Source organism: Klebsiella sp. GG_Kp175 (genome assembly GCF_040062325.1).
Classification (GTDB): domain Bacteria; phylum Pseudomonadota; class Gammaproteobacteria; order Enterobacterales; family Enterobacteriaceae; genus Klebsiella; species Klebsiella quasipneumoniae.
Genome location: NZ_JBEAFX010000001.1, coordinates 49,171 through 67,442 on the forward strand (window position 1 = coordinate 49,171; position 18,272 = coordinate 67,442).

At 57.0% G+C, this 18,272-nt stretch carries 14 protein-coding genes; 5 read left to right on the forward strand and 9 right to left on the reverse strand.

All coding sequences use genetic code 11. The features are described 5' to 3' along the window. Positions 1-7 precede the first annotated feature (7 nt). Positions 8-4,468 carry a glutamate synthase large subunit gene (gene gltB / locus ABLU73_RS00250; protein WP_017899925.1) on the reverse strand — a complete coding sequence of 1,487 codons (4,461 nt, stop codon included), beginning with the start codon at positions 4,466-4,468 and terminating at the stop codon, positions 8-10. A 673-nt stretch (positions 4,469-5,141) separates the two neighbouring features. Here gltB and ABLU73_RS00255 point away from each other — a divergent pair. Beyond that, positions 5,142-6,077 (forward strand): TIGR01212 family radical SAM protein, encoded by a 936-nt coding sequence (locus ABLU73_RS00255; RefSeq protein WP_264923567.1) that lies wholly within the window; start codon positions 5,142-5,144, stop codon positions 6,075-6,077. A 52-nt stretch (positions 6,078-6,129) separates the two neighbouring features. On the opposite strand, the gene ABLU73_RS00260 is transcribed toward ABLU73_RS00255, so the two are convergent. Together ABLU73_RS00260 and ABLU73_RS00265 are read right to left on the reverse strand one after the other, a co-directional pair. Next, positions 6,130-7,413 carry an MFS transporter gene (locus ABLU73_RS00260; protein WP_004206215.1) on the reverse strand — a complete coding sequence of 428 codons (1,284 nt, stop codon included), beginning with the start codon at positions 7,411-7,413 and terminating at the stop codon, positions 6,130-6,132. 76 nt (positions 7,414-7,489) lie between these two features. Further along, positions 7,490-8,506 (reverse strand): Zn-dependent oxidoreductase, encoded by a 1,017-nt coding sequence (locus ABLU73_RS00265; protein ID WP_004206214.1) that lies wholly within the window; start codon positions 8,504-8,506, stop codon positions 7,490-7,492. A gap of 297 nt (positions 8,507-8,803) precedes the next feature. Between ABLU73_RS00265 and uxuA the strand changes: the two genes are divergently transcribed. From uxuA to mtgA, 4 genes are all read left to right on the forward strand, one after another. Next, positions 8,804-9,868, forward strand: a complete 1,065-nt coding sequence (uxuA, locus tag ABLU73_RS00270; protein WP_025999212.1) for a mannonate dehydratase — start codon at positions 8,804-8,806, stop codon at positions 9,866-9,868. Between the two features lie 148 nt (positions 9,869-10,016). Further along, positions 10,017-12,356 (forward strand): aerobic respiration two-component sensor histidine kinase ArcB, encoded by a 2,340-nt coding sequence (gene arcB, locus ABLU73_RS00275; protein WP_017899921.1) that lies wholly within the window; start codon positions 10,017-10,019, stop codon positions 12,354-12,356. A 233-nt stretch (positions 12,357-12,589) separates the two neighbouring features. Continuing rightward, positions 12,590-13,243, forward strand: coding sequence for an isoprenoid biosynthesis glyoxalase ElbB (gene elbB / locus ABLU73_RS00280; protein ID WP_004206211.1), 654 nt, complete (start codon positions 12,590-12,592; stop codon positions 13,241-13,243). Further along, complete coding sequence (gene mtgA / locus ABLU73_RS00285) at positions 13,240-13,965, forward strand: monofunctional biosynthetic peptidoglycan transglycosylase (protein ID WP_017899919.1); 726 nt, start codon at positions 13,240-13,242, stop codon at positions 13,963-13,965. The genes elbB and mtgA overlap by 4 nt, the downstream gene beginning before the upstream one ends. A 62-nt stretch (positions 13,966-14,027) precedes the next feature. On the opposite strand, the gene npr is transcribed toward mtgA, so the two are convergent. From npr to lptB, 6 genes are all read right to left on the reverse strand, one after another. Next, positions 14,028-14,300 carry a PTS phosphocarrier protein NPr gene (npr, locus tag ABLU73_RS00290; protein ID WP_002918431.1) on the reverse strand — a complete coding sequence of 91 codons (273 nt, stop codon included), beginning with the start codon at positions 14,298-14,300 and terminating at the stop codon, positions 14,028-14,030. Then, positions 14,297-15,151 (reverse strand): RNase adapter RapZ, encoded by an 855-nt coding sequence (rapZ, locus tag ABLU73_RS00295; protein WP_004206208.1) that lies wholly within the window; start codon positions 15,149-15,151, stop codon positions 14,297-14,299. The genes npr and rapZ overlap by 4 nt, the downstream gene beginning before the upstream one ends. A 45-nt stretch (positions 15,152-15,196) precedes the next feature. Beyond that, positions 15,197-15,685, reverse strand: a complete 489-nt coding sequence (gene ptsN, locus ABLU73_RS00300; protein ID WP_004144926.1) for a PTS IIA-like nitrogen regulatory protein PtsN — start codon at positions 15,683-15,685, stop codon at positions 15,197-15,199. A 70-nt stretch (positions 15,686-15,755) separates the two neighbouring features. Beyond that, positions 15,756-16,043: a ribosome hibernation promoting factor gene (gene hpf, locus ABLU73_RS00305; protein WP_004206206.1), complete on the reverse strand. Its 288-nt coding sequence runs from the start codon at positions 16,041-16,043 to the stop codon at positions 15,756-15,758. Positions 16,044-16,065: 22 nt separating this feature from the next. Next, positions 16,066-17,499 carry an RNA polymerase factor sigma-54 gene (gene rpoN / locus ABLU73_RS00310; protein ID WP_004206204.1) on the reverse strand — a complete coding sequence of 478 codons (1,434 nt, stop codon included), beginning with the start codon at positions 17,497-17,499 and terminating at the stop codon, positions 16,066-16,068. A 47-nt stretch (positions 17,500-17,546) separates the two neighbouring features. Then, on the reverse strand, positions 17,547-18,272 hold the full coding sequence (gene lptB / locus ABLU73_RS00315; protein WP_004206203.1) for an LPS export ABC transporter ATP-binding protein: 726 nt from the start codon (positions 18,270-18,272) through the stop codon (positions 17,547-17,549).

Here is an 18,272-nt window from a genome sequence, read left to right on the forward strand (position 1 = left end):
TAACCCCTTACTGCGCCTGCACCCGCAGCTCAGCTGCGGAACGACTACGGTGACCCAACAGTGCTTTAACATCGCTGGACTTCGGTTTAACCAGCGCAAACTTCGCGGAGAAGGCCGGCCAGTTGGCGAGGATCTCTTCGCCGCGTTGCGAACCGGTAAGCTGTACGTGCTCGGTGATTAAACCGCGCAGGTGCTCTTCATGGATGGCCAGAGAGTCAACGTCCAGCACTTCCACCAACTCCGGATTCACGCGCTTGCGGAAGTCGCCATCTTCATCCAGGACATAGGCAAAGCCGCCGGTCATCCCTGCGCCAAAGTTGACGCCGGTTTTACCGAGCACGCAGACGATGCCGCCGGTCATATATTCACAGCCGTTGTCGCCGATGCCTTCCACCACGGTAATGGCGCCGGAGTTACGCACCGCGAAACGCTCACCTGCGCGGCCTGCGGCGTACAGACGACCACCGGTCGCGCCGTACAGGCAGGTGTTGCCGATAATGCTGGCTTCGTGACTGCGGAAAGCGGAGCCCACCGGAGGACGAATGGCCAGCAGACCGCCCGCCATGCCTTTGCCGACATAGTCGTTGGCGTCGCCCGTCAGATGCAGTTCCACGCCGCCGGCGTTCCACACGCCGAAGCTCTGGCCCGCGGTGCCGCTAAAGTGAGCGACGATCGGGTCGCCCGCCAGTCCCTGGTCGCCATGGGTCTGGGCGATATACCCGGACAGCGAGGCCCCCACGGAGCGGTCGGTGTTGCGGATATCGAACCAGAACGTTTTGCTCTGCTTTTCATCAACGTACGGTTTCGCCTGCTGCAGCAGCTGGGCGTTGAGCACGCCGTTATCGAACGGCGGGTTATTTTCGGTGCAGTACAGCGCTTTGCCAGGATGCGGCTCTGCGGTCTCCAGCAGTTTACCCAGATCCAGTTTCTGCTGCTTGGCGGTGAACCCATCCAGCTCTTTGAGCAGATCGGTGCGGCCAATCAGATCCACCAGTCGCTTGACGCCCAGCTGGGCCATCAGCTCGCGGGTTTCACGGGCGATAAATTCAAAGTAGTTGGTCACTTTGAACGGCAGACCGTGATAGTGGTTCTTACGCAGTTTGTCATCCTGGGTCGCCACGCCGGTCGCGCAGTTGTTCAGGTGACAAATACGCAGGTATTTACAGCCCAGCGCCACCATCGGGCCGGTGCCGAAGCCGAAGCTTTCCGCGCCAAGGATCGCCGCTTTGATGATATCGAGGCCGGTTTTCAGGCCGCCATCCACCTGCAGACGGATCTTGTGACGCAGACCGTTAGCGACCAGCGCCTGCTGGGTTTCCACCAGACCAAGCTCCCACGGACAGCCGGCATATTTCACTGAAGTGAGCGGGCTTGCCCCGGTGCCGCCGTCGTAGCCGGCGATGGTGATCAGATCGGCATAAGCCTTGGCTACGCCGGTGGCGATGGTGCCCACGCCCGGTTCCGAAACCAGCTTGACCGAGATCATCGCTTTCGGGTTAACCTGCTTGAGGTCGAAAATCAGCTGCGCCAGATCCTCGATAGAGTAGATATCGTGGTGCGGCGGCGGGGAGATCAGCGTCACGCCCGGTACCGAATAGCGTAGTTTAGCGATGTACGGGGTGACTTTATCACCCGGCAGCTGACCGCCTTCACCCGGCTTCGCGCCCTGGGCGACTTTGATCTGAATAACGTCGGCATTGACCAGATAGGCTGGGGTGACGCCGAAGCGGCCGGACGCCACCTGCTTGATGCGCGACACTTTATTGGTGCCGTAGCGCGCCGGGTCTTCACCGCCTTCACCGGAGTTGGAGAAGCCGCCGATGCTGTTCATCGCTTCCGCCAGCGACTCGTGCGCTTCCGGACTCAGGGCGCCGATCGACATCGCTGCGGTATCGAAGCGTTTGAACAGCTCCTTCGCTGGCTCCACGTCGTCGATGCTGATGGCGTCTTCGCCCGGGTTGAGCGCCAGCAGATCGCGCAGCGTCGCCGCCGGGCGTTCGTTAACCAGCTTCGCGTATTGTTGATAATCGCTGTACTCACCGCTCTGCACAGCCTGCTGCAGGGTGCGCACCACGTCCGGGTTGTAGGCGTGATATTCGCCGCCGTGAACGTACTTCAGCAGACCGCCCTGAGCCAGCGGCTTGCGCGCCAGCCAGGCGCGTTTCGACAGATTCAGCAGATCCTGCTGGAAATCGTCGAAGCCGGCGCCGCCGATGCGGCTGACCACGCCCTGGAAGCAGAGATCGGAGACATCGCGATGCAGACCGACCGCTTCGAACAGCTTCGAGCAGCGGTAGGAGGCGATGGTCGAGATCCCCATCTTGGACATGATCTTATACAGACCTTTGTTGATACCGTTGCGATAGTTCAGCATCACCGCACGGTACGGTTTATCGATGGCTTTGCTGTCGACCAGCTTCGCCAGCGTTTCATAGGCGAGGTACGGATAGATAGCTGTCGCGCCGAAGCCCAGCAGCACGGCGAAGTGGTGCGGATCGCGGGCGCTGGCGGTTTCAACGATGATGTTGGCATCGCAGCGCAGACTTTTATCGACCAGACGGGTCTGGATCGCGCCAACGGCCATCGGCGCCGGCACCGGCAGGCGGTCTTTGGCGATGTTACGGTCGGAGAGGACCAGCAGCACGGTACCATCGCGTACCATCTGCTCCGCTTTGTCGCACAGGGCCTTCACCGTCTCGCTGAGGGAAGCCTCTGCCGGGTTGAAGGTGATGTCGAGGACGTCGGCACGATAGTGCTCTTCTTCCATCGTCGTCAGCTGTTTGAAATCGGAATACAGCAGGATCGGCGATTTGAAGCTCAGACGATGCGCCTGGCCTTCCGCTTCGCAGAAGACGTTCATTTCGCGACCGATACTGGTGGCCAGCGACATGACGTGCGCTTCACGCAGCGGATCGATAGGCGGGTTCGTCACCTGGGCGAACTGCTGACGGAAGTAATCGTAGATAATGCGCGGCTGGCTGGAAAGGACGGCAAACGGCGTGTCATCGCCCATAGAGCCGACCGCCTCCTGGCCATTTTCGCCGAGCACGCGCAGAACCGAGTCCAGCTCTTCCGCGCTGTAGTTAAACTGTTTCTGGTAGCTGGCCAGCAGATCGTCGTCCAGCTGGCGGCTGCCAACCTCTTCGTCCGGCAGATCTTCAAACGGCACCAGGCGACGAACGTTTTTCTCCATCCACTCTTTATACGGATGGCGGCTCTTCAGATCGTCATCGGTTTCCGCCGAGTGCAGAATGCGTCCGGCACGGGTATCGATAACCATCAGCTCGCCCGGGCCCACGCGGCCTTTTTCAACCACTTCGTCCGGCTGGTAGTCCCAGATGCCGACTTCAGAGGCGCAGGTGATGAGCTTATCTTTGGTAATGACGTAGCGCGCCGGGCGCAGGCCATTACGGTCGAGGTTACAGGCCGCGTAGCGACCGTCGGACATGACGATGCCCGCCGGGCCGTCCCATGGCTCCATATGCATGGAGTTAAAGTCGAAGAATGAACGCAGCTCCGGATCCATATCCGGGTTGTTCTGCCAGGCTGGCGGCACCAACAGACGCATGGCGCGCACAATGTCCATCCCGCCGGCCAGCAGCAGCTCCAGCATGTTGTCCATTGAACTGGAGTCGGAGCCGGTTTCGTTAACGAACGGCGCGGCGTCGTGCAGGTCCGGGATCAGCGGGGTCTGGAACTTATAGGTACGGGCGCGAGCCCACTGGCGGTTGCCGGTGATGGTGTTGATTTCACCGTTGTGCGCCAGGTAGCGGAACGGCTGTGCCAGCGGCCAGCGTGGTACGGTGTTGGTGGAGAAGCGCTGGTGGAACAGGCAGATAGCCGACTCCAGGCGCAGGTCTGCGAGGTCCAGGTAGAAGCGCGGCAAATCCGCCGGCATACACAGACCTTTATAGATGTTGACCAGGTTGGACAAGCTACAAACGTAGAAATCTTTGTCTTCCTGCAGGCGTTTTTCAATGCGACGACGCGCAATAAACAGACGGCGCTCCATATCGCGCGGGCGCCAGCCGGCCGGGGCGTTAACAAAGATTTGCTCAATACGGGGCAGCGAGGAGAGGGCGATTTCACCGAGCACGCCTTCGTTGGTCGGCACATCGCGCCAGCCGACGATCGACAGGGTCTCAAGCTGAAGTTCTTCTTCAACGATGCGGCGCGCCGCTTTCGCCAGTTCAGGATCTTTATTCAGGAACAGCATCCCAACGGCGTAGTTTTTGGCTAAACGCCAGCCGCGCTCTTCGGCAACGATGCGGAAGAAACGATCGGGTTTTTGCAGCAGCAGACCGCAACCGTCGCCGGTTTTACCATCGGCAAGGATTGCGCCACGGTGCTGCATGCGGGCCAGTGCGTGTATCGCGGTTCGCACTACCTTGTGGCTAGGTTCGCCTTCTATGTGGGCGATCAGGCCGAAACCACAGTTATCCCTCTCAAGGGATTTGTCGTACAACATATCAGTGAACCTCCCCAGGCTCTACGGACCCCCTCCGATACCGATTGCGCACAGGCACAGAAAGAGCATGGCGACGGGGTTTGCACCTCGCATTCGCCCTCTTTAAATCCTTTTCGCATCGGTACACAAGTTTGAGGACTTGCTGTTAAGAGGGAATCTCAATTACTGCATAAATATGATGAGCAGAGTGCTCATCCAGAAAGCTTCCAGCGGATTCCCAACTTATCGGGAATCCACACTTACGTCAAATGGCAATCTTATCAATACAAAAATGTGCTATGCAGGTATTAACTTGTTGTTTTTAAAATAAATAATGCCATTTTTTATGCTTTGGATACGCCTGCAGAGGGTAAGGCTAGTGTGATCTGTCTCACTGTGCGCGCGGCTTTGCATTACCGATCTACGCTGAAATACATTTCATTATTAGCACATTTGACTGCTGTAAATGTGTGTGATGGACATTAATACTGTTTTTTACCATAAAGCAGATTAGGGCCGCGCGATGATGAAATATAAGGAAAACTCATTACCCTGCGTGTGAATGAAATTGCAGTAATCATGATTGTTTATGCAATGAGATGATTCGCCGCGCTGACGATTGATCCAGGTCATCGCCGTCGGTGACGAAAAGTGGCAGGCTTGGCCCCCTTTGTTGAGGCCGGTCTATCAGATTATGCAGTTACAGAAATTAGTCAATATGTTTGGTGGGGATCTTCTGCGCCGCTATGGCGAAAAGGTCCATAAGCTAACGCTGCACGGCGGTTTTAGCTGCCCGAACCGCGACGGCACGCTGGGCCGTGGCGGTTGCACATTCTGTAACGTGGCCTCGTTTGCGGATGAAGCGCAGCAGCATCGATCCATCGCCGAACAGCTCGCCCATCAGGCGCAGCTTGTTAACCGGGCAAAGCGTTATCTGGCCTACTTTCAGGCCTATACCAGCACCTTTGCTGAAGTGCAGGTGCTCCGCTCGATGTATCGTCAGGCCGTCAGCGAGGCGAATATCGTTGGCCTCTGCGTTGGCACCCGCCCGGACTGCGTGCCGGAGGCGGTTCTCGACCTGCTCAGTGAATACCACCAGCAGGGGTATGAGGTTTGGCTGGAGCTGGGGCTGCAGACCGCCCATGATAAGACCCTGCATCGCATTAACCGCGGGCATGATTTCGCCTGTTACCAGCGCACCGCGCGTCTGGCGCGTGAGCGCGGACTGAAGGTATGCGCGCATCTGATCGTCGGCCTGCCCGGGGAGAGCCAGGAGCATGGCCTCGAGACGGTGGAGCGGGTCGTGACCACCGGCGTGGATGGCATAAAGCTGCATCCGCTGCATATTGTGAAAGGCAGCATTATGGCAAAAGCATGGCAGGCCGGTCGTCTCGATGGCATCGAACTGGAGGCGTATACCGTCACCGCCGGGGAGATGATCCGCCATACCCCGCCGGAGGTGATCTACCATCGCATATCGGCCAGCGCCCGTCGGCCGACGCTGCTCGCGCCGCTGTGGTGCGAAAATCGCTGGACCGGAATGGTTGAACTGGATCGCTATCTGAATGAGCAGGGCGCTCAGGGTTCGGCGCTGGGCTGCAGCTGGGTCGCGCCCCAGTCGGCGAAATAGTCTAAGAGGATGCCCGGCGTGATGGCTGCGCCGGGCATGGCTTTCCTGTCAACTAAGCCTGACTGGCTTTCATCGTCACACGCGGCGTTTTGATCACGAACAGCACCAGCAGGGCGCCGAGCGCGGCGATAGTGCCGGCGAGGACAAAGGCGCTGTCGAATTTACCGGTAGACTGCACGATATAGCCGGTGACAATCGGTCCCACGATGCCGGAGACGCTGCCGATAAGGTGGATAAAGCCGCTGGTGCCGCCAACGCGGGATTTATGCACCACGTCCTGGATAATCGCCCAGTAGATCGCTCCGGTGACATAGAGGAAAAAGATGGAGACCGACATCAGCAGAACGGCAGGAACGACGCTGCTGACGGTACCGGCAAGCCCCACACAGATGGCGGCCATCAGCAGACATACCACCAGCACAATTTTGCGTGACAGCAGCAGGCGTCCGGTGAGTTTAAAAATTTTATCGGAAATATAGCCCCCCAGCGCCAGACCGACAAAGCCGACTATCCATGGGATCATGGTGGTGAGGCTCATCTGTTTAATATCGAGATGGTGCTGCTGAACCAGATAGGACGGAAACCAGCTGAGAAAGAAAAACAGAATATAGTTGTAGCAAAAGAAGGCAAAGGCCGTCACCAGTATAATAGGTTGTTTGAGATAATAACCCAGCGAGTGGGCGGTTTGATTTTCAGTTGATTCCAGCGCAGACTCCTCTTGCTTCATATTATTAATGAGCATGAGCTCTTCCCGGCTGACATGTTTATGTTTTTCCGGCGAGTTAGCGGCAATAAAAAACCACACTATCATCCACACAATGCCGATGGCGAAAATAATCATAAACGCCGGGCGCCAGCCGAATGCCAGGGCCAGATAACCGACGATGGGGCCGGCAACCGCGCCGCCCAGCGGAGAGCCGGCGCTGAGCAGCCCCACGGCGGTGGCCGCTTGCTTCTTGGGAAACCAGCCGTTGATCATCTTGTTCGCCGACGCGCAAATCGGGCCCTCAGCCATCCCGAAGAGGACTCGCAGCATCAGCATGGAATAAAAGCCGGTGGCAAAGGCAGTTAAGCCGCAAAACAGCGACCACATCCCCACCGCCAGCCCCAGGACTAGCGTTGCGCCAAACTTATCTACGGCCAGACCGCCAATAAAATTAAATACCGCATAGCCGAAGAAAAAACTGCCGAAAATAATACCAAATTGTTCAGCGTTTAGCGCCAGATCCTTTTCAATCATTGGTACCGTAATGGATAACGCCACCCGGTCCAGATAATTAATCATATATACTAAAAATAATAACAGGACGATAATCCAGCGGATATTTTTTCCCATGATGACACCATGATGATTATATTATTGAGCTCTGGCGCGACGGATATCAATATTCACGTCGCCCGTTATTTAGCATTTAACCCAGCTGCAGCAATACCTTGCAGCAAGTTTTCCGATCGTTGGCGAAAATCTCCATCGCCTCTTTTACCTGCTCCAGCGGCATGCAGTGGGTGATTAACGCCTCAGGCTGGATAAGGCCTTTCTCCATCCAGTCGATAACCAGCGGAAAACGCCCGCTGTTTAGCCGGGAGGAGAAAATGGAGATCTCTTTACTGGTGATGCTTTGCTGGGTCAGGGTGGACGGCTCGCCGGAGAAGCCGAGTATGCCGATGCGTGCGGCGGGAGAGGCGAGGAGAATGGCCTCCTGAAGGATCGCCGGATGGCAGGCGGCATCGATGATCAGCGTGGGGGCTATCTGCCGCTGCGCCAGCTGTTCCGCCAGCGGCTGGTGAGTGTTATCCAGCGTCAAATCGGCGCCGTTGTCCCGCGCCATCTGCAGACGTTCGGCAATGCGGTCCACTACGATCACCTGCTTAACGCCATACACCCCCTTCAGCGCCTGGATCGCCGTCAGACCCATCGGACCTGCGCCGTAGATCAGGGCGATATCCTGCGCCGTGGGCTGCAGCTGGGCGGTAATGTTTGCCGCAATGGTAAAAGGCTCAACCATCGTCGCCTGACGATCGCTGATGGCCTCCGGAATGCGCCAGGCGTTTTTCGCCGGCACGCAGGCGTAGTCGCTGAATCCGCCGTCGCGGTGAACCCCGATGACCTGGAGCTGCGCACAGACATTCGGCCGCCCCACCGAGCAGGGATAACAATGGCCGCAGCTGACGACAGGGTCGACCGCGACGCGCTCGCCGATGCGTGCCGAAGAGACCTGCTCGCCGACGGCATCAATGATGCCGAAGAATTCATGGCCGATAACGCGGGGATATTTCGCGAAGGGGTTATGGCCTTGATAGATATGCACATCGGACCCGCAGATCCCGGCAAAGGCGATTTTCACCCGGACTTCGTGGGCGCCCGGAGCGGGAACCGGACGGGATTCGATGTTCAGTTGGCCTGGCTCTTTGACAACGACGCTTCTCATTTCTGTTCCTTCCCTTGTCTGTTTTCTGAACAAATAGCGTTATTTTTATTACCATACAAGTATGCAATTGATCATAACTAGCTCTGGATCACATTTGGCGAAGGTCGTCAGAAAAAGCCCGGGAATGATTAATCTATTGAAATAAATTGAGAAAAATTATGAATGTCGCGAAAGCGACCTTACCGACGAGCCGGTCAGCAGGAATGTGATCGTCATCACGACAGTTAAGGCTCAATCAATTATGATTACTGGTATGGTAGTAGGGTGAAATTAAACTATGTTGAGCAGGTGATGACGATGCAGATGACAATGCGCTGGTTTGGACCAGAGGAAGATAAGGTTTCATTAGAGCATATACGCCAGGTGCCCGGCGTGGAGGGAGTGGTCGGCGCGCTCTATGACGTCGCGGTCGGCGAGGTATGGCCGGAGGATAAAATTGAGCGTCTGGTCAGCCAGGCCCATGCCGCAGGCCTGAAAATGGAGGTGATAGAGAGCGTCAACATCCATGACGACATCAAAATCGGCCTCCCTTCCCGTGACCGCTATATTGCCAACTATCAGCAGACCATTCGCCACCTTGCCCGCTTCGGCGTCAAAGTCATCTGCTATAACTTCATGCCGGTGTTTGACTGGATGAAGACGGATATGAACTACGTCCTGCCGGATGGCTCGTTGACGATGGCTTTTGAGAAGAAAGATATCGATAAGCGGCTGGAAGACGTGGTTAAGGAGGTCCTGGAGAATTCAAACGGCTTCGCGTTGCCGGGCTGGGAGCCGGAACGGCTGGCGGAAGTGCAGACCCTGTTTGCCAAATATAGCGCGGTGGATGACCACAAGCTGCGGGAGAACCTGGTCTATTTTCTCCAGGCGGTGATCCCGGTTTGTGAAGAGGTGGGCGTGAAAATGGCGATCCATCCTGACGATCCGCCGTACTCGATATTTGGCCTGCCGCGGGTGGTCAAAAACCGCGACGATCTGGACTGGATCTGCCGGGCTGTCGATTCACCCGCCAACGGCATTACCCTCTGCACCGGCTCGATTGCCGAAGATCCGGATAACGACGTATACGCTATTCTGGCTGAGTTTACCCGCCGCAAGCGGATCCATTTTGCCCACGTCCGCAATATTAAACTGATGCAGGATAAAGACTTTTACGAGTGCGCCCATCCGTCAGAATACGGCTCCCTGGATATGTACAAGGTGATGCAAGCGTTGCACGACAACGGCTTCGACGGCTATATACGCCCGGATCATGGCCGCTTTATCTGGGGAGAGACCGGACGCCCGGGCTATGGTTTATACGATCGCGCACTCGGGGTGACCTACCTCAAAGGTCTCTGGGAGGCGCTAAGCAAGCGCTAGCCTCCTCCTGACCATGCCTCTTTTTAGCGGCTGGTTCGCCTTGGCGGCCAGCCGTCATATCGGCTCCTTCCCGCATTTTTTGCACAACTTACAGCGCATTGCTCAGAATTGAGTATTATTGTGCGGAGTTGTCGTGAAGGAATCCCCTATGAAGCAAATTCGTATGCTGGCGCAGTATTATGTCGACCTGATGATGAAGCTGGGTCTGGTCCGCTTTTCAATGCTGTTGGCTCTTGCGCTGGTGGTGCTGGCCATCGTGGTACAGATGGCGGTCACCATGGTGCTGCATGGCCAGGTTGAAAGCATCGACGTTATCCGCTCTATCTTCTTCGGTCTGCTGATCACCCCTTGGGCGGTATACTTTCTCTCGGTGGTGGTGGAGCAACTCGAAGAGTCCCGCCAGCGTCTGTCGCGGCTGGTGGAGAAGCTGGAGGAGATGCGCGAGCGCGATCTGAAGCTGAATGTGCAGCTGAAAGACAATATCGCGCAGTTGAATCAGGAGATTGGCGAACGTGAAAAGGCGGAAGCCGAGCGTGAGACTACCCTTGAGCAGCTGAAGATCGAGATGAAAGAGCGTGAAGAGACGCAGATCCAGCTCGAACAGCAATCCTCCTTTCTGCGCTCTTTCCTCGACGCCTCCCCGGACCTGGTCTTTTACCGCAATGAGGATAAAGAGTTTTCCGGCTGTAACCGGGCGATGGAGCTGCTGACCGGCAAAAGCGAGAAACAGCTGATCCACCTCAAACCACAGGACGTCTATAGCGAAGAAGCAGCGGAAAAGGTGCTGGAAACCGATGAGAAGGTGTTCCGCCACAATGTATCGCTGACCTATGAGCAATGGCTGGACTATCCCGATGGCCGTAAAGCGTGCTTCGAAATCCGCAAGGTCCCGTACTACGATCGCGTCGGTAAGCGTCGCGGCCTGATGGGCTTCGGGCGCGATATCACCGAACGAAAACGCTATCAGGACGCCCTCGAACGCGCCAGCCGGGATAAAACCACCTTCATCTCCACCATCAGCCATGAGCTGCGTACCCCGCTGAACGGGATCGTCGGGCTGAGCCGAATTTTGCTGGATACCGAACTGACCAGCGAGCAGGAAAAATACCTGAAAACCATCCATGTCTCGGCGGTGACGCTGGGGAATATCTTCAATGATATTATAGACATGGATAAAATGGAGCGCCGTAAGGTACAGCTCGATAACCAGCCGGTGGACTTCACCAGCTTCCTTGCCGACCTTGAAAACCTTTCCGGTCTGCAGGCGCAGCAGAAGGGACTGCGCTTTGTGCTGGAGCCGAGCCTGCCGCTGCCGCACAAGGTGATCACCGACGGCACCCGCCTGCGGCAGATCCTGTGGAATCTTATCAGCAACGCCGTGAAATTTACCCCACAGGGCGGTGGGGTGAACGTCCGCGTGCGCTATGACGAAGGCGATATCCTGCACTTCGAAGTGGAAGACTCCGGGATTGGTATTCCTGAAGCGGAACAGGACAAAATATTCGCCATGTATTACCAGGTCAAAGACAGCCACGGCGGCAAACCAGCCACCGGCACCGGGATTGGCCTCGCCGTATCGCGCCGCCTGGCGCGCAATATGGGCGGCGATATCAGCGTCACCAGCCAGCCGGGTAAAGGAGCGACCTTTACGCTCACCGTCCATGCGCCTGCCATTGCGGAAGAAGTGGAAGATACCCTGGCGGAAGACGACATGCCATTACCGGCGCTCAACGTGCTGCTGGTAGAAGATATTGAGCTCAACGTCATCGTGGCGCGCTCGGTGCTGGAAAAGCTGGGCAACAGCGTGGATGTCGCGATGACCGGTAAAGCCGCGCTGGAGATGTTTGAGCCTGGCGAGTACGACCTGGTGCTGCTGGATATCCAGCTGCCGGATATGACGGGTCTGGATATCTCTCGTCAGCTAAAACAGAATTTTGCCGCGGATGAGCTGCCGCCGCTGGTAGCCCTGACCGCCAACGTGCTGAAGAATAAGAAAGAGTATCTTGATGCCGGCATGGACGATGTGCTGAGCAAGCCGCTATCGGTGCCGGCGCTGACGGCCATGATCAAAAAATTCTGGGATGCGCCGGAAGAGGAGGCGCAGGAAGCGCCGGCGGCCGATCTGCATAAAGCCGACGCGGTGCTGGATACCGATATGCTGGAGCAATACATCGAACTGGTGGGACCGAAGCTTATCAACGATGGTCTCGCGGTGTTTGAGAAGATGATGCCGGGCTATATGTCCGTCCTTGAGTCTAATCTCACCGCCCGCGATCAAAAAGGGATCGTCGAAGAGGGGCATAAGATCAAAGGGGCTGCGGGTTCTATTGGCCTGCGCCACATCCAGCAGCTGGGTCAGCAGATCCAGACGCCGGACCTGCCTGCCTGGTCTGATAATGTCGCTGAATGGGTTGAAGAGATGAAATCCGAGTGGCAAAACGACGTGGCGATTCTGAAGGCATGGGTGGCGAAGACCGGGAAAAAATGACCCCGGACAGACCGGGGTGCGCGAATACTGCGCCAACACCAGGGAACTGGTGGTTGAGCCAGTGTGATTTGAGTGATGTTGTTACGTGGCGCAACCTGAGAAGTGGATTGCTCGCTCATTAAGATAGCAAAGCTTAACTAATTTGTTACATGAATCAGTAAAATATGTGAAGCATAGCGAGTAAATCGACATTTTTGACTGGTTTCAGTGAGTTGCATGGAGGAGCGAAGGCGATGAAAAAAATTGGTGTGGTACTGAGCGGCTGCGGCGTGTACGACGGCAGTGAAATTCATGAGGCAGTGATTACCCTGCTGGCGATCGCGCGCAACGGCGCGCAGGCGGTCTGCTTTGCGCCCGATAAACCGCAGCGCGACGTCATCAACCATCTGACGGGTGAACCTTTGACGGAGCAGCGCAACGTGCTGGTGGAAGCGGCGCGCATCGCCCGCGGCGACATCCTGCCGCTGGCGCAGGCGCGTGAGGAGACGCTGGACGCGCTGATCGTCCCCGGCGGCTTCGGCGCGGCGAAAAACTTAAGCAGCTTCGCTGCCGAGGGCAGCAAATGCGAGGTGGACCACGATCTGCGGGCCCTGGCGCTGGCGATGCATCAGGCCGGCAAGCCGCTGGGCTTTATGTGCATCGCTCCGGCGCTGCTGCCGAAGATCTTTGCGTTTCCGCTGCGGATGACTATCGGGACCGATCTCGACACCGCCGATGTGGTGGAGGAGATGGGGGCGGAGCATGTGCCTTGCCCGGTCGACGACATCGTGGTGGATGAAGAGAATAAAGTGGTCACCACTCCGGCGTATATGCTGGCGGAGAATATTGTGCAAGCCGCCACTGGGATCGAAAAACTGGTCGCCCGCGTGCTGGCGCTGAGCGCATGAAGCTCCGCATTGCGCCCTTCGCGCTGCTCAAACGACTGGCGCTGCGTCTGCTGCTGATCGCCGCCGTCTTCTGGGGCGGGGGGATCGCGCTGTTTAGCGTGCTGCCGGTGCCCTTTTCGGCAGTCATGCTTGAGCGGCAGATAAGCGCCTGGCTGTCCGGCGATGTCCACTATCTGGCGCACTCCGACTGGGTCGCCATGGATAAGATCTCCCCGTGGATGGGGCTGGCGGTGATTGCCGCCGAAGATCAGAAGTTCCCGGAACACTGGGGGTTTGACGTCTCGGCAATCGAAAAGGCGCTGGCGCACAATGAGCGTCACGATACCCGCATCCGCGGCGCGTCAACGCTGTCGCAGCAGACGGCGAAAAACCTGTTTTTGTGGGATGGTCGTAGCTGGCTGCGCAAGGGGCTGGAGGCCGGATTGACCGTCGGCATGGAAACCGTGTGGAGTAAAAAGCGGATCCTGACCGTCTACCTGAATATTGCCGAGTTTGGCGAGGGGATTTTTGGGGTGGAAGCGGCCGCCCAGCGCTATTTTCATAAGCCCGCCAGCCAGTTGACGCCGGGGGAAGCGGCTCTGCTGGCCGCGGTGCTGCCAAACCCGATCCGCTATCGCGCCGACGCGCCTTCGGGCTATGTGCGCAACCGCCAGGCTTGGATCTTACGCCAGATGCGACAACTGGGTGGGGAAGGGTTCATGCGTGAGCATAAGCTCTATTAGCGGGTAAATCCGGCGCCGGGGCTGGTACCGTCGCCAGTCTCCGTCGCCGGGAAGCGTCACCTTTAGTCTTCGTCAAACCCGGCATTAAACAGGGCAATCACCGCGGCGAGGGCTTCCACTTCCTGCGGACCGCTGGCCTCCACCTCTATCTGCCGTCCTTTCGCCGAGTCCAGCATCAGCAGGGCAATGACGCTGTTGGCTTCCGCCTCCGTGCCTTCATCGTTGCGCAGCAACACCTCGGCATCGAAATTCTGCATCAGTTCGAACAGCTTCATCGCCGGGCGGGCGTGCATGCCCAGCTTATTGGTGATTTCAACGGTCTGCTTTACGGTCATGATTTACGTTTTTCCAGCGTCCGATGACGAGACTGCACGTTTTTACCGCGCGAGCGGAAGTAGTCAGCCAGTTGTTCAGCAATATAAACCGAACGATGTTTACCGCCGGTGCAGCCAATGGCCACCGTCAGATAGCTGCGATTGTTGGTCTCCAGCATCGGTAACCATAGCTCAAGATAGCTCCGGGTCTGGTAAATAAAGTTGTGCACTTCGGTGTGCCGATCGAGGAAGGCGGCCACCGGCTTATCCAGACCGGTCATGGGACGCAGCTTCGGATCCCAGTGCGGGTTTGGCAGAAAGCGCACGTCAAAGACGTAATCGGCATCGATCGGGATACCGTGCTTAAAGCCGAAGGATTCGAAGACCATGGTCAGTTCGCGTTCTCGTTTACCCAGCAGCCGGGTGCGTAACATTTCCGCCAGCTCGTGAACCGACATCTCCGAGGTATCGACAATCAGATCGGCCCGCGAGCGCAGGGGCTCCAGCAGATCGCTCTCTTCATCGATGGCGCTTTCCAGCGACAAATTCTTGCTCGACAGCGGATGCAGGCGACGGGTGTCGCTGTATCGACGGATCAGCGTGTTGCGATCGGCATCGAGAAACAGCAGCTGCGGCGAAAAGCACTCCGGCAGGTTTTTCATCGCCTGCTCGAAGATCTCCGGTGATTCCGGCATGTTCCGCACGTCGATGCTGACGGCCGCCGAAATATTGCGGTCAGCCAGCGACCGTGCCAGATCGGGCAGCAGCACGACCGGCAGGTTATCCACGCAGTAAAAGCCCATATCTTCCAGCGCTCGCAGAGCGACGGATTTACCCGAGCCCGAGCGGCCGCTGACGATCATCAGTACCATGTACCGTTTCTCCTCAGTACGATAAAGGATAAGGTGCGACTGCCGTTATGCGTCATCGCTGCTTCCTGCTTCGGTGATGATCTCATACAACTCTTCATCGCTCTGCGCCGCGCGCAGGCGACGACAAATCGCTTTGTCGGCCAGCCGTTTGGCCACCAGGGAGAGCGTATGCAGGTGGGTTTTTGTCTGATCGGCCGGCACCAGCAGCGCGAACAGCAGGTCGACAGGCTGATTGTCGATCGCGTCGAAGGCGATGGGGGTTTCCAGCTGGACAAAAACGCCGACAGCACGCAGCGTATCCTCTTCCAGTTTTCCGTGGGGAATGGCGATACCATTGCCAATCCCGGTACTGCCCATTTTTTCGCGGGTGAGGATCGCTTCGAACACCACCTGCGGCGGCAAACTTAACTGTTTGGCGGCCAGTTCGCTAATGATTTCCAGAGCACGCTTCTTGCTCTGGCAGTGAACCTGGCTACGGGTACATTCCTGGTTCAGGACGTTGCTCAGTTGTAGAGCCGAATCGTTGTTCATCATAATTTCACCTGAGCGCCCCCGCGCCCGTCGCCGATGTTACCTGGCGGCTGACGCAGGGGGGCCCGGACAATTAGTGTTGTTTTAGTTTATCTTTATGCTTCGTTAACTGCCTTGCCAGCTTGTCGATAAGACCATCGACAGCTGCATACATATCCTGCCCTTCCGCACTGGCATGGATTTCGCCACCGTTGACATGCAGATTCGCGTCCGCAATTTGCGTCACTTTCTCTACTTTTAACACAATATAGACCTGATTGATCCGGTCGAAAAATTGTTCCAGCTTGCTGAACTTCGCCGTGACGAAGTCGCGCATCGCGGGAGTGATCTCGACGTTGTGTCCTGTAATGTTGAGCTGCATAGTGTCTTCCTTATCGGTTGTGTCAGACCAGTTGTTTACGCTGGTTTGACGGCGGGATGGATAAAGACTCTCTGTACTTCGCGACAGTGCGGCGCGCGACCATGATACCCTGCTCGGACAGCATGGAGGTGAGCTTACTGTCGCTCAACGGCTTCGCGGGATTTTCCGCGGCGATGAGTTTCTTCACCAGCGCGCGAATCGCCGTCGACGAGGCTTCGCCGCCGCCTTCGGTATTGACATGGCTGGAGAAGAAATACTTCAGTTCAAAAATACCGCGCGGACTGTGCAGATATTTTTGCGTGGTGACACGGGAAATCGTCGATTCATGCATCTCGACGGCCTGGGCGATATCGGCCAGCACCATCGGCTTCATATACTCTTCACCCTGTTCGAAAAAAGCCTGCTGTTGTTCTACGATGCAGCGGCTCACGCGCAGCAGGGTATCGTTGCGGCTTTCCAGACTTTTAATCAGCCAGCGGGCTTCCTGCAGATTGCTGCGAATGAACTGGCCGTCGGCGTCATTGCGGGCGCTGTTGCCCATTGCCGCATACTGCTGATTAATTTTCAGTCGTGGAATGCTGTCGGCGTTGAGCTCCACTGTCCAGCGGCCGCTGACCTTGCGCACCAGCACGTCGGGAATGACATATTCCGGTTCGCTGGTTTGAATGGACTGGCCTGGACGGGGATCCAGGGACTGGATCAGGTTCACCGCCTCTTTCAGCACCTCTTCTTTTAGCCGGGTCACCCGCATCAGGGTGCGGAAATCATGGTTGGCCAGAAGATCGAGATGATCGCTGATAATCAGCCGGGCCTCTTCCAGCCACGGCGTCTCTTTGGCGAATTGCGAGAGCTGGATCAGCAGACAGTCGCGCAGATCTTTCGCCGCGACGCCAACCGGATCAAAACGCTGGATGCGCTTCAGGACGGCTTCCACTTCTTCGAGGCCGATCTCCTCATCGCCGATGCTGTCGACGATATCTTCAATCTGAACGGTGAGGTAGCCCGTATCGTCGACGGCGTCGACAATGGAGGTGGCGATGGCGCGGTCGGTATCGGTGAAGGGCGTCAGCTCGACCTGCCACATCAGGTAATCCTGCAGCGTCTGGGTGGTCTCGCCTTGATAAACGGGGAGTTCGTCGTCCTGGTAATCCACGCCGTTGCCTGACGGCGTACCGGCGGTATAGATTTCATCCCAGCTGGCATCGAGAGGAAGCTCGTCGGGCATCTCTTTTTGCTCAAGTGCGTCGACGGTATCGAGAGACTCGCGGTCCTCCACCTCTTTCGCCTCTACCTCGTCGTGAAGATCGGTTTGCTCAAGCAACGGGTTACTTTCCAGCGCTTGCTGGAGCTCTTGCTGGAGTTCTAACGTGGACAACTGCAGCAAACGAATCGCCTGCTGCAGCTGCGGCGTCATGGCAAGCTGTTGGCTAAGCCTTAATTGCAAACCTTGCTTCATGTTCAGGGTAAATATCTCCGGCTAAAACGTCTGTAACCTCTACCCTATCAGAGTCTGAAGTCTTCCCCAAGATACACGCGCTTAACCTGCTCATCTTCGAGGATCTGCTGCGGTGTACCATGAGCGATAAGGTGTCCCTGACTGACAATATACGCGCGTTCGCAGACCGCGAGAGTCTCTCTGACGTTATGGTCGGTAATCAGTACGCCGAGGCCGCTGTCGCGCAAATGCTCAATGATGCGTTTGATGTCGATAACCGAGATCGGATCCACGCCGGCAAAGGGTTCATCCAGAAGAATAAATTTCGGGTTGGCCGCCAGCGCGCGGGCGATTTCGACGCGGCGGCGTTCACCACCGGAGAGCGCCTGACCGAGGCTGTCGCGCAGGTGCTCAATATGAAACTCTTCCATCAGCTCTTTGGCGCGATCTTCCCGCTGCTCGCTGCTCAAATCGTCACGAATCTGCAGGACCGCCATCAGGTTGTCATAAACGCTCAGGCGACGGAAAATCGAGGCTTCCTGCGGCAGATAGCCGATCCCCCGGCGCGCGCGCGCGTGCAGCGGCAGCAGGCTGATGTCTTCGTCATCAATGATAATATTGCCCGCGTCGCGCGGCACAATCCCGACCACCATGTAGAAGGTGGTGGTTTTACCGGCGCCGTTGGGGCCAAGCAAGCCGACAATCTCCCCCGAGTTAACGGTGAGACTGACATCTTCCACCACGCGGCGGCCTTTATACGCTTTAGCGAGATTCTTCGCAGTTAAGGTTGCCAT